Origin of the sequence: Bradyrhizobium sp. SZCCHNS3002 (assembly GCF_032377435.1) — a bacterium.
Lineage (GTDB): Bacteria > Pseudomonadota > Alphaproteobacteria > Rhizobiales > Xanthobacteraceae > Bradyrhizobium.
Genome location: NZ_JAUHHY010000029.1, coordinates 1 through 12,182, shown reverse-complemented (window position 1 = coordinate 12,182; position 12,182 = coordinate 1). Strand labels below are relative to the sequence as shown.

Genomic DNA, 12,182 nt, shown 5'->3' with positions numbered 1-12,182 from the left:
ACATGACCAGAGACAGAGACACGTCGCGCGAAACGGCGCGAGACCCTTCCAAGGACCCCTGGCGCGCGCCGCCGGTGATCGTGGCGCAAATCCCGGACGCCGGCCTGCATCGCGAGATCGAGGCCGATCCGGCCACGCGCCGGGCGTTGGCAGAGATCGCCGATCTGCGCGAGGTGCTTTCGGCCAAAGCCTCGTTCGACGTGGCCCTGAAGCGTGACGGCAAGGTGCATGTCGAGGGCCGGGTGCGCGCCCGGATCGGCCAGACCTGCGTCGTCACGCTCGATCCGATCGAGACCGAGATCGACGAGCCGATCGACCAGATGTTTGCCCCGCCGGAGCAGATTCCGGAGCTTGCCGACCTGGTCGAGGACGACCCGAACAGCGAGGTCGAGACGGCCGATCCGCCCGAGCCGATCGTCGGTGGGCAGATCGACCTCGGCCGGCTCGCCGCCGACGCGCTGTTCCTGGGGATCGATCCGTATCCGCGCAAACCGGGCGCGGTGTTCGAGCAGCCCGCCGAGGCCTCCGATCCGGCGGACCATCCCTTCGCCGCGCTGAAGGCGCTGAAGCCGGCAGATGCCGTCGGGCCGGCCGCGGTCAAAGCGAAGAAAACGGGTGAGGATTGACGCGCAATTGTGCAGGCCGCTGCCGCGCGATCCTGTCACAAAGCTTGTCAAAATTCTCTCAAGCCGCTGATTTCGAACGAAAAGACGGGGCGCTACCGGTCCCGGACCGGCGCGGCGGTTGCAAAATGCATCGCTCCCGGGAGGTTGTTTCGACACGGAGAGACGCTATTGTCGCGCCCGGGTCGGGGTGCGACGAAAAGGCCCGGACGGCCTCTGGCCTGTCCATCGGCCGCGCAATGCCTCTGAACGACCGCCAAACACGGCCAACCAAATCACGGCCAAGACGAGACAAAGCTCGAGATCAGGTTTCCGGGACGTCATGCCTCAAAAGGTTCGAATCGCGCTGGACGCCATGGGCGGGGATTTCGGCGCGGCCGTCGTCATCCCCGGTGCCGCGATCGCGCTGAGCCGCCATCCGGATGCGGAGTTTCTGCTGTTCGGCGACAGTGCCAAGATCGTTCCCGAACTCGACCGGCATCCGCGGCTGAAGGCAGTCTCGCGCGTCGTTCACACCGATGTCGCCGTCAGCATGGAGGACAAGCCGAGCCAGGCGCTCCGGCGCGGCCGCAAGACGTCGTCGATGTGGCTCGCGCTCGAGGCGGTGAAGAAGGGAGAGGCCGACGTCGCCGTGTCCGCAGGCAACACCGGCGCGCTGGTGGCGATGGCGCGCTTCTGCCTGCGCACGCTGGACGGGATCGACCGGCCGGCTCTGGCCGCGATCTGGCCGACTGCGCGCGGCGAATCGGTGGTGCTCGACCTCGGCGCGACGATCGGCGGCGACGCCCACCACCTCGTCGCGCTGGCAGTGATGGGCGGCGCGCTGGCGAGCGTGCTGTTCAACAAGCCCAGGCCGACCGTCGGCCTCCTCAACATCGGTGTCGAGGAGATCAAGGGCCATGAGGAGATCCGCGAGGCGGCCGAGCAGCTCCGTGCGATGAACCTGCCGCAGCTCGACTATATCGGCTTCGTCGAGGGCGACGGCATCGGCAAGGGCGCCGCCGACGTGGTCGTGACCGAGGGCTTCAGCGGCAACATCGCGCTGAAGACGGCCGAGGGCACGGTGCGCCAGGTCACGGATTTCCTGCGCGGCGCGATCCAGGCCAGTCTGCTGGCCCGGATCGGCTACGTGTTGGCACGCGGCGCGTTCGCCGCCCTGCGGGCCCGGCTCGACCCGCGCAAATCCAACGGCAGCGTGGTGCTCGGGCTCAAGGGGATGGTGGTCAAGAGCCACGGCGGAACCGATGCCGAGGGCTTTGCCTCGGCGGTCAGGGTTGGCTATGAGATGGCCCGCTACGATCTCCTGACCAAGATCAATCAAACACTCAATCCCGACGGCGGCGCACCGGCGTCCGAACCCGTCGCCCAGGAGGCTGTCTCGTGACAATTCGTTCGGTCGTGCTCGGCTGTGGCTCCTACCTCCCGCAGCGGGTCGTGACCAATGCCGAGCTGGCAAGCCGCATCGAGACCTCCGACGAGTGGATCGTGCAGCGCACCGGCATTCGTGAGCGCCACGTCGCAGCCGACGGCGAATTCACCTCGCATCTCGCGATCAACGCGGCCCGTGCCGCGCTGGCCGCGGCCGATGTCGATCCGCAGTCAATCGATCTGATCGTGTTGGGCACCTCGACCCCGGACAACACCTTTCCGGCGACGGCCGTGGCGGTGCAGAACGGCCTCGGCATCCATCATGGCGCGGCGTTCGACCTGCAGGCGGTGTGCTCGGGCTTCGTCTATGCGCTCGCGACCGCGGATAATTTCCTGCGCAGCCGCCAGTTCAAGCGCGCGCTGGTGATCGGCGCCGAGACCTTCTCGCGCATCCTCGACTGGAACGACCGCACCACTTGCGTGCTGTTCGGCGACGGCGCCGGCGCGCTGGTCCTCGACGCTCAGGAGCAGGGGGGGACCTCGGCCGATCGCGGCGTGCTCACGACTCACCTGCGGTCCGATGGTCGCCACAAGGCCAAGCTCTATGTCGATGGCGGACCGTCCTCGACCCAGACCGTCGGGCATCTGCGGATGGAAGGCCGCGAGGTGTTCAAGCACGCGGTCGGCATGATCACGGACGTGATCGTCGACGCCTTCGATGCCACCGGCCTGTCGGCCGAGACCATCGACTGGTTCGTGCCGCACCAGGCCAACAAGCGAATCATCGATGCTTCGGCGCACAAGCTGCACATCGCGCCGGAGAAGGTGGTGTTGACGGTCGATCGGCATGGAAATACCTCCGCTGCCTCGATCCCTCTGGCGCTCGACGTGGCCGTCAAGGACGGTCGCATCAAGAAGGGCGACGTGGTTCTGCTGGAGGCGATGGGCGGCGGCTTCACCTGGGGCTCGGCTTTGGTGCGCTGGTGAGCCTGCCGCGCGGCGGGATTACGCCTTAGATCGGCATGAGGGCCCGTACTTCTATTCACGCTGCTGTTGACCACCGCCGCTTAACCTCTTAATTTCCGGAGCGAATTATTCGCCGAGAGTTTGGGGCAGGCGATGGCGGGAACCGGAAAAACAGTCACACGCGTCGATCTCTGCGAGGCAGTCTACCAGAAGGTGGGGCTGTCGCGGACGGAGTCGTCTGCGTTCGTCGAGCTGGTCTTGAAGGAGATCACCGACTGCCTCGAGCGCGGCGAGACGGTCAAGCTATCGTCGTTCGGGTCGTTCATGGTGCGCAAGAAGGGTCAGCGCATCGGACGTAACCCGAAGACGGGCACGGAAGTGCCGATCTCGCCGCGGCGGGTCATGGTGTTCAAGCCGTCCGCGATCCTCAAGCAGCGCATCAACGGCCAGCAGGGCAACGGCAAGATGAACGGCGAGGCTAGCGCCGAGTTCGGCGCCGAGCCGGAATAGGGCCGGGCTAGCCCGCCGCATCGTCCGGCGAGGCCGTATCGACGCGTTACCTTCGTCCCGCGTGCAGTTCGTCCAGTCGAATCAGCGTAGTCTCCCACTTTCTTGGCAGCACGGTCGAAGGGGAACGGGCATTTGGACAAGGCGCCGGATGCGTTTCGGACGATCAGCGAGGTCGCGCAGGAGCTCGACATCCCGCAGCACGTGCTGCGGTTTTGGGAGACGCGGTTCGCCCAGATCAAGCCGATGAAGCGAAGCGGCGGCCGGCGCTATTACCGGCCCGACGACGTCGATTTGCTCAAGGGCATCCGCCGCCTGCTGTACGGCGAAGGCTACACCATCAAGGGGGTGCAGCGGATCCTCAAGGAGCACGGCGTCAAGTCGGTCCAGGGACTAGCCGACAGCTCCGCCGCGGTCTCGTTCGGCGCGATGGAGGAGACCCTCGGCCAGGCGATGATGGAAGAGGAGCCGATCGGCGAGGCCGAGGTCGAATCGGAGGACGAGGAGGAGGAGGCTTCCGACGAGGAGGGCATCGACTTCCGCTTCGTCGACACCGAGGACGACATCCTCGACACCTTCCGCGTCGGCCCGCCCACCCGCGCCGGGATGAAGCCGGAGGAGCGTGACAAGCTCCAGGGCGTGCTCAAGGACCTGCTCGACTGCCGCGCGCTGCTCGACCGCGCGATGAAGGACGTCTGAGGCGGGACACCCCGGCGATCAGGGGCGGATTCGGGGCCATCGCCCCCATGAAACCCTCCCAGCGTGCCTTGCATCGCGCTCTGATCACGGCTACAGGAACGGCCATCGGAGCGTGGCGCAGCCCGGTTAGCGCACTAGTCTGGGGGACTAGGGGTCGTGGGTTCGAATCCCGCCGCTCCGACCATTTTTTTGACCGGGTGTTTGAGGGGCCCGGATTTGTTGTATGTTCTTTGAATCCGAGCGCTGATGCTGGCGCTTCAAGTGATTTTGGTGTTGCTATCAATCCATGATTGCCCAAATCTCCCTAGGATCGGGGAGAATCGTTGAAGATTCGGACTATAGCGCTGCACCGCTGCTGAAGGTCCTCCAATGACCACCGAGATAGCCATCATGAACAAGCAGGCGCTTGTTCTCGCGGCCGACAGCGCGGTTACGGTCGGTCGCCGCAAGGTTTGGAAAACCGCAAATAAGCTTTTTTCTCTATCCCCCTACAATGACATTGCAATCATGGCCTACGGCGCCGGTGATTTGATCGGCTACCCTTGGGAAACAATCGTAAAAACGTATCGTCTCGCGGTGGGACAAAAAACGTTCAATACTGTTCAGGAATGTGCGGACGACTTCATCGGCTACTTGAGGGATCCAAGATTCTCCGCGAGTGCCGAAGAAGAGATCAGCATTGTAATCGGGTTCGTGAAGCATCTTGAACTCATCAAGAAACAGATGCCGGAATGCAAAACCAGAAAGGAATTTCGAGAGGCGCTTTCGGCCAGAATAGCGAGAGGCAAGGAGCAGATGCAAAGCCTTCCGGAGATCGCTGTTGATCTAAGTTTGAAGGACTTTCGCGCTCAATATCAGGCGACGATAGCGGGCTTGGTGAAACAGGAAATCCACGAACATGTACCGAAGAAGATAATAAACAATCTAGTTGAACTCTTCTACGCGGGGTTTCGACGGAGGTTTAGCTCTGACTTCTATACAGGCGTGGTCGTTGCTGGTTTCGGCTCAAGCGAATTCTTTCCATCACTCGTGTCTTACGTTGTCGATGGCAAACACAAAGGGCAACTCAGGGCTTGGCAAGATGAAACCAATAGCCACAACTGTAACGGTGAAGATGAGTCTAACGGGGTAATCATTCCCTTCGGGCAAGATGACATAGCCATCCTTTTTCTCGAAGGCGTATTGTCGCAACACACGCGCTGGTTGCGTCGAGCCCTGAAGCGTCTCCTGGACGACAAATCCGACACTCTGATCGGGACATACGTATCGGATCAGGATGAAAAAACCGTGGAGCGCGGCTTGCAAAGAAGAGAAAATTCTAAAATCGTACGGGATCTCGATAAAGAGTTTGAAGAGTATCGCGACAAGAGCTTGGTTCAGCCGGTTATGAAAGTGGTTGCGACTCTTCCAAAAGAAGAGATGGCTGATATGGCCGAGGCTCTCGTGGAACTAACGTCCCTTCGACGACGCGTTGATTCACCGTTGGAATCAGTCGGAGGGCCAACCGATGTTGCGGTGATCTCGAAAGGTGATGGTCTCGTCTGGGCAAAGCGGAAACATTATTTCGACTCGTCGTTGAATCCCGACTTTGGTATCCGTAAGGCACTCCAGCTTCAGAAGGTGAATTCTGATGGAACATCGGTCTGAGCACAGAGCCATTCGCATCCGCCGCACCGTGCTTGACTATTTGCGTGGCACACGGGCCGTGGGCAGCCCCGAGGAAGAAGCTGACAAGGCGTCGGGGCGGATCATTGGCAAGCTGCAAAAGGAGCGCGAGAGCGCTCGGGAAGAGATTCGGCGCAAACGGCGTTCTGCTGGCTGAGCAGGTATGGTATTATTGATGCCCGGCGCAAGAAGGCCTCCGCAACGAGCGGAGGCTTTTGCATGTTGAGATCCGAGTATCGGTGAAATCCTAGTCCTGCTCTATACTTCGCGATGCAGCGAACGCGTGGCGAGCAACCTGGTCGTGCGGCTGGCGCCCAGTCTCATAGAGTTCGTGTTTCGGCACAGGGCGAACTCGTCCCTGCCTATGACTTCCAAATCCGACGACCGCTTTCTACTATCATGCAGCGCAGTGTGGTGCCTGGGCGCATCTGCGTCATCAATTCGAGATCGAGGCGAGTCGGCTGACCGAGATGACGGATACTTTTGACGCCTCCTTTGGGCATTTCGAGAATGCCGAGCAGATCGCCTTCTGGAATGGCGCCGGCGGCGGGCGCTGGGTCGCACGCCGCGCCGAGATCGATGCGATGCTGGTGCCGGTGCAGGAGGCGTTGCTGGAGCGCGCGGCGATCCAGGCGGGCGAGCGGGTGCTGGACATCGGCTGCGGCTGCGGCGCGACCTTGATCGCGGCGGCCGACAAGGTCGGCCCAGGCGGCAGCGTGCTCGGCCTCGACGTCTCCGCGGCCATGCTGACCGCGGCCCACGAACTCGCCCCGGCCGAGGCGCCGGTGAGCTTCGTGCAAGGCGACGCCATGGTGCACCACTTCAAGGCCGCCAGCGCCGATCTCGTGATCTCGCGGCTCGGCGTCATGTACTTCGCCAATCCGGTGCGCGCCGTGCTCAACATCCGCAATGCGCTGCATTCGGAAGGGCGCGTCGCGTTCGCCTGCTGGGGCGAGCTGCGCGACAACCCGTGGGCGCTGGAGCCGCTGCAGGCGGCCTATGATCACGTGCCGAAGCTACCGGGATTGCCGCCGCACGCGCCGGACGATTTCGCATTCGGCGCTCCCGAGTGGATGGAGAAGGTGACGACCGATGCCGGGCTGCGCCGCATCCGGCTGGAGCGCCACGACATCGCGCTCGACGTCGGCGCGGGCGCCGGCCTCGACAGCGCGGTGCAGACGGCGCTCGCGATCGGGCCTGCCGGCCGTGCGGTGGTCGGGCAGCCGCCCGAGGCCATGGAGGCCGCGACGGCCGCGGTGAGGAAGGCGCTGGCGCGCTACGCCAGAGGCGCGGGCGTCATGGTGCCCGCCTCGTTCTGGACCGTGACGGCCGTCGATCCGTGAAAGGCGGTCTTGATCGCTGAACCCCGTGACAAAGCCGCAAGATCGGTCGAGCGCGTCATGTCCGCCTGCGCTTAGCTGATGCCGCCACGGAGCAAGGAACGATGAAGGCGGCGCTGCGAAACTACCATGCGCGGATGCAGCGGGTGCTGGATCATATCGACCGGCATCTGGAGGATGATCTCGATCTGGACGCGCTGAGCAGCATCGCAGCCTACTCGAAATATCATTTCCACCGGCAGTTCACGGCGACCTTCGGTCTATCAGTGCATCGCTACATCCAGCTCGCCCGCATGAAGCGGGCGTCCTATCAGCTGGCCTACAGCGATGCCCAAAGCGTCACCGAGGTCGCGATGGAGGCCGGCTACGATGCGCCGGACGCCTTCGCCCGCGCCTTTCGGCAACGGTTCGGGCAATCGCCGTCATCGTTCCGGAAATCTCCCGACTGGGAGCCGTGGCTTGCGGCCTTCGGGCCTCTCGACGACGCGAGGAGCAAGCTGATGCGGACGACCTATACCCCTGACGACGTGACGATTCGCGAGGTGCCGGCCACGCCGGTGGCGATCATGGAGCATCGCGGCGACCCGGCGACGCTCGGCGCGACCATCCAGCGCTTCATCGCCTGGCGCAAGGCGGCCGGCCTGCACCCCAGGACCCATCCGACCTTCACGGTCTGGCGCTCCGAGCGGCGCCCCGCTTCGCCTGCCGACTACAGCGTGGATCTCTGTGTCGGGACCGATCAGCCGGTCGAGACGGACGACGCGACGATCAGAGCCGGCGTGATCCCCGGAGGACGCTGCGCCGTGCTGCGCGTCGTCGGCAACACCCACAATCTGGAGCCCGCCGCGCTGTTCCTCTATCGCGACTGGCTTCCAGCCAGCGGCGAGGAGGTGCGTGACTTCCCGATCTATTGCCAGCGGCTGAATTTCTTCCCGGAGGTTCCCGAGCACGAGACGGCTGCGGACCTGTTCCTGCCGCTGAAATAGCGCCCGGCGGCCGGATCCATCCTAAAACCTGCAGCCAGGAGCCTTCTCAACCTTGAGTTCCGCCAGGAAGGGGGCTCTGAGGGGGAGAGCGGCCTCCTTTGGAGCGGTTCCAGTTCCCATCCGGGAACCACGAGCGGCCGTGTCCGTTAACGATCAAGCCGCTCTATCAGGGCCCCACACCCTGACATTGAACCTTTGCGCGCAGGCGCGCACCAAACCTGTGTTCGGCTCGTTGTGGAGCCGGTTCCAGGAAATTTCAGACTGACATCGGGGTTCACCTCGATGTGCTGTTCATTGTCGTTGAAGGAGGCGCGTATGGTCCTCAGGACTTTGAAAGTTTCGCTGTCCGTTTTTGCCGCTGCAACCTCGGTCGTATCGCTGTTTGCCGTCAGCTGGGTTGGTCTCGCGCTGCTCGGCTACTGACAACTCACGCAAGACGCATGGAGGCGCCATCTGTGCCTCGCGAGACGGAAAGCGCGCCCGGATCGAGCCTGATCCGGGCGCGTTCGTTTTTGCGGATGAGAGAGGCGTCAGGCGAAGGCCTTCTCCATCGTCTCGATCAGCACGCGGAACGACTTGTCGTGCCGCGTGATCGGTGGGATCGCCCTGGTGATGCCGAGCAACTGATAGACCGCCATCTGCGCGGCACGCACTGAATATTCCACCGTGAAGACGACGTCGTCGGGGATCTCGACGAACTGGCTGACGAAGGCGAGGTTCTTCGAATTCGCCGGCACCGGCAGCGGCCGGTCGGCCTTGTTGCGCGGCATGAACATGCTGGTGATGTAGGGCAGGCGGCATGGCACGCAGGTCGCCTGGTCGAACACCGCAAGGTCGAAGTTGAGGTGGCCGCACAATTCTTTGAGGATGTCGGCGCCGCCGCAATCGGCCATCGCCTTGCCGACGAAATTGCCGATGCGGTCGGGATGCAGTGCATAGCCCCAGAACACCTGTACGTCGGCGGGCTGGCCGGCGAAATGCGGCTGGTGATACAGCACGACCGACATCAGCCAGTTCGACTCGGTGAAGGTGACGAGCCCGCCGGTGCCCGCGGCGTTGCCGCTGAACGCTTCCATCGCGTCGAAGAACCGCGGATTGCGGCAGGTGACGGTGAACGACTCCCAGCAGGATTCCGGGATCGATGAATTGAACGCGGCGGGATTGCCGAATTCGGGGCGGCCCTTCGCGATTGTCTCCCACAGCGTCCAGCCCTGGCTGTCCTGCTTGGTGAGCCGCGGCGGCGGCGCATCCTGCGTGCCCAGGCTGGTCGCGTCCGTCATCGAGCCGTTCTGCAGGAAGACGAGATCGTCGCTCGACAGCGCGACCGTCTCCGGCTTTCCGCTGCGATCCAGCGTGAGGCGCTTGACCACATGCTTGCCGGCTTCCGTCGCGATCTCCATGTCGGTGACATCGACGCCGCCGGCGAAATTCACGCCGTGGCCTTCCAGCCATTTGACGAGCGGCACCACGATCGCATCATACTGGTTGAACACGGTGCGCTTGACGCCGGCCAGCGTCTCGATGCGAGGAAACTCGTTCATGAAGCGATGCAGATAGCGCTTGAACTCGACCGCGCTGTGCCAGGGCTGGAACGCGAACGTCGTCTGCCACATGAACCAGAAATTCGTGGTGAAGAACGGCGGCGACAGCCAGTCGGTGATGCGGGAGTTGCCGAGCTTCTCCTCGGACGCCTCGGTCAGCCGCACCAGTTCGAGCCGGTCCTGCATGGTGAAGCCCATGGTGGAGACGTCGACCTTGTGCCGGTTGCGATCGACGAGGCGCGCCTGCGAATGCGCGACATGGGCCTTGTTGAAGGCAATCGTCTCGTCGCGCACGGTGCGGCGGGGATCGCTGGCATCGGGGATGGTGGAGAGCAGGTCCCACGTGCACTCGTAGTGATCGGTCGTCAGCATGCGGCCGCCGCGCAGCGAATAGGAGCCGTCGGGCAGCCGCGCGCCATCGAGACTGCCGCCATAGGGCAGGTGCTTCTCGTAGATCGTGATGTCGCGGCCCGCGACGCCGCCGTCGCGGATCAGGAACGCCGCGCCGGCCAATGCGCCGATGCCGCTGCCGATGAAATACGCCTTCATGATGGTTCACCCGGATCGTGTGTTATGATCCGGGGCTTAGCTGCTGTGTTCCCTCGCGGAACTGATCCAGGTCAAGCGCTGCGGCGCGCGGTGATCACGATCTCGCGTGGTCCGTCAAGCGAATGATTTCACCACCGACTGCAGCAGCACCTTCAGCGATTTGTCATACGGCGTGACCGGCGGAATGGCGCGGTCGATCTTCAAGAGCTGATAGACCGCATGCATGGCCGCGCGCACCGAATATTCGATCGTGAACACGGCATCCTCGGGCAGCTCGACATATTGGCCGATGAAGGCGAGATTCTGCGAGGTGAGCGGCACCGGCAGCGGCCGGTCGCCATAGCTGCGCGGCATGAACATGCTCATGATGTAGGGCATCCAGCACGGCACGCAGGTCGCCTCGTCGAACACGTTGAGCGGAAAGCGCAGATGCCCGCACAGCTCCTTCAGGATTTCGGCGCCGCTGCACTCGGACATCGGCTTCCCCACGAAATTGCCGACGCGATCGGGATGGAGCCCATAGCCCCAGAAGATCTTGATGGTGCCGGGCTGGTCCGGAAAGTATGGCTGGCTGTAGAGCACGATCGACATCCGCCAGTTCGAATCCTTGAACGTGACGAGCCCGCCGGTGCCGGCGACGTTGCCGGTGAAAGTCTGCATCGCGTCGAAGAAGCGCGCATTGCGGCAGGTGACCGTGAAAGATTCGAAGCTCGACTCCGGAACCGATGAGTTGAACGCGGCCGGATTGCCGAATTCCGGGCGGCCCTGTGCGAGCTTCTCCCAGAGAGTCCAGCCTTGGCTGTCCTCCTTGGTGAGCTGCTTGGGCGGACTGTCGTGGCTGCCGAGGCTGGTCGCGTCCGTCATCGAGCCGGCGGTGTAGAACACGAGGTCATCCGCCGCGAGATCGATGCTGCGGCCGACGAAGTCATGTTCCAGATCGAGGCGCGTGGCGCGATGCTTGCCGTTCCCGGTGACGAGCGCGATGTCAGTGACGTCGGCGCCGCCGACGAAGTTGACACCGTGGCCTTTCAGCCAGCGCATCAGCGGCTTGACGATCGAGTCATTCTGGTTGTGCACCGTCCGCTTGACGCCGCCGAGCGTATCCATCATCGGGAATTCGTTGATGAAGCGGCGCAGATAGCGCCTGAACTCGACCGCGCTGTGCCAGGGCTGGAAGGCGAAGGTCGTCTGCCACATGTACCAGAAGTTCGTCGTGAAGAACGGCGGCGACAGCCAGTCCGAGATCAAGGACTTGCCGAGCTTCTCCTCCGAGGCCTCGGTGAGCCTGGTCATCTCGATGCGGTCCTGCATCGAGAAGCCCATGGTGGAGACGTCGACCTTGTGCCGGTTGCCATCGACCAGCCGCGCCTGCGCGTGGGTGACGTGGAGCTTGTTGAACGCCACGGTCTCCTGGAGGATGGTCTGCTGAGCGTCGGTTTCGCAGGGAATGGTCGACAGCAGGTCCCAGGTGCATTCGTATTGCTCGGTCGTCAGCATGCGCCCGCCGCGCATCGAGTAGGAGCCGTCCGGAAGACGCGCGCCGTCGAGGCTGCCGCCATAGGGCAGGCGCTTTTCGAAAATGGTGATGTCCGATCCGGAGACGCCGCCGTCGCGGATCATGAATGCTGCGCCGGAGAGCGAACCGATGCCGCCACCGATGAAATAGGCCTTCATGAGATCGACCTGTCGAGCAAGGGATTGAAACGAGATAAGGAAAATGTCGCCAGGACGGCCAGGCGGCCGCAACCAGCACGCACTCGCCGCGATGTTACCTCAGCGGGATGAATTAGTCGTCAACAGCTTGAGGTCGTTTACCCCTGGTGGGGCGCAATGTCCCGCGGAGCGGGCCCAACTCCCTCCACCGTCATTGCGAGCGCAGTGTTTAGCCCGGAGACATAGCTTACACCTGTTCGGGGACATGGTTGACACTTTTGGGGT

The 12,182-nt window shown here is 63.3% G+C and carries 10 protein-coding genes and 1 tRNA gene; 9 read left to right on the top strand and 2 right to left on the bottom strand.

Annotated elements, in window-relative coordinates; genetic code table 11:
- The first annotated feature begins 2 nt into the window (after positions 1 to 2).
- The 9 genes from QW845_RS33730 (at position 3) to QW845_RS33690 (ending at position 8,154) form a co-directional block, all read left to right on the top strand.
- Positions 3 to 626: a DUF177 domain-containing protein gene (locus tag QW845_RS33730; protein ID WP_315805819.1), complete on the top strand. Its 624-nt coding sequence runs from the start codon at positions 3 to 5 to the stop codon at positions 624 to 626.
- A gap of 319 nt (positions 627 to 945) precedes the next feature.
- A complete protein-coding gene (gene plsX, locus QW845_RS33725; protein WP_315805818.1) occupies positions 946 to 2,007 on the top strand; it encodes a phosphate acyltransferase PlsX in 1,062 nt (353 codons plus the stop codon).
- Positions 2,004 to 2,978, top strand: coding sequence for a beta-ketoacyl-ACP synthase III (locus tag QW845_RS33720; RefSeq protein ID WP_315805817.1), 975 nt, complete (start codon positions 2,004 to 2,006; stop codon positions 2,976 to 2,978). Before plsX ends, QW845_RS33720 begins: the two co-directional genes overlap by 4 nt.
- 132 nt (positions 2,979 to 3,110) lie before the next feature.
- Complete coding sequence (locus tag QW845_RS33715; RefSeq protein ID WP_315740211.1) at positions 3,111 to 3,467, top strand: integration host factor subunit alpha; 357 nt, start codon at positions 3,111 to 3,113, stop codon at positions 3,465 to 3,467.
- Between the two features lie 132 nt (positions 3,468 to 3,599).
- Positions 3,600 to 4,163: a MerR family transcriptional regulator gene (locus QW845_RS33710; protein ID WP_315805816.1), complete on the top strand. Its 564-nt coding sequence runs from the start codon at positions 3,600 to 3,602 to the stop codon at positions 4,161 to 4,163.
- Positions 4,164 to 4,269: 106 nt separating this feature from the next.
- Positions 4,270 to 4,347, top strand: a tRNA-Pro gene (locus QW845_RS33705).
- Positions 4,348 to 4,532: 185 nt separating this feature from the next.
- Complete coding sequence (locus QW845_RS33700) at positions 4,533 to 5,810, top strand: hypothetical protein (protein ID WP_315805815.1); 1,278 nt, start codon at positions 4,533 to 4,535, stop codon at positions 5,808 to 5,810.
- Positions 5,811 to 6,298: 488 nt separating this feature from the next.
- Entirely contained in the window at positions 6,299 to 7,171 is an 873-nt protein-coding gene (locus QW845_RS33695) for a class I SAM-dependent methyltransferase (RefSeq protein ID WP_315805814.1), read from the top strand.
- A gap of 101 nt (positions 7,172 to 7,272) precedes the next feature.
- Complete coding sequence (locus QW845_RS33690; protein WP_315805813.1) at positions 7,273 to 8,154, top strand: AraC family transcriptional regulator; 882 nt, start codon at positions 7,273 to 7,275, stop codon at positions 8,152 to 8,154.
- Positions 8,155 to 8,684: 530 nt separating this feature from the next.
- On the opposite strand, the gene QW845_RS33685 is transcribed toward QW845_RS33690, so the two are convergent.
- On the bottom strand, positions 8,685 to 10,244 hold the full coding sequence (locus QW845_RS33685; RefSeq protein WP_315805812.1) for an oleate hydratase: 1,560 nt from the start codon (positions 10,242 to 10,244) through the stop codon (positions 8,685 to 8,687).
- Between the two features lie 114 nt (positions 10,245 to 10,358).
- Positions 10,359 to 11,954: an oleate hydratase gene (locus tag QW845_RS33680; protein WP_315805843.1), complete on the bottom strand. Its 1,596-nt coding sequence runs from the start codon at positions 11,952 to 11,954 to the stop codon at positions 10,359 to 10,361.
- Positions 11,955 to 12,182 lie beyond the last annotated feature (228 nt).

Coding starts and splice junctions, on each gene's coding strand:
- QW845_RS33715 (WP_315740211.1), top strand. CDS start 3,111: ATGGCGGGAACCGGAAAAACAGTCACACGCGTCGATCTCTGCGAGGCA.
- QW845_RS33685 (WP_315805812.1), bottom strand. CDS start 10,244: ATGAAGGCGTATTTCATCGGCAGCGGCATCGGCGCATTGGCCGGCGCG.
- QW845_RS33690 (WP_315805813.1), top strand. CDS start 7,273: ATGAAGGCGGCGCTGCGAAACTACCATGCGCGGATGCAGCGGGTGCTG.
- QW845_RS33700 (WP_315805815.1), top strand. CDS start 4,533: ATGACCACCGAGATAGCCATCATGAACAAGCAGGCGCTTGTTCTCGCG.
- plsX (WP_315805818.1), top strand. CDS start 946: ATGCCTCAAAAGGTTCGAATCGCGCTGGACGCCATGGGCGGGGATTTC.
- QW845_RS33730 (WP_315805819.1), top strand. CDS start 3: ATGACCAGAGACAGAGACACGTCGCGCGAAACGGCGCGAGACCCTTCC.
- QW845_RS33695 (WP_315805814.1), top strand. CDS start 6,299: ATGACGGATACTTTTGACGCCTCCTTTGGGCATTTCGAGAATGCCGAG.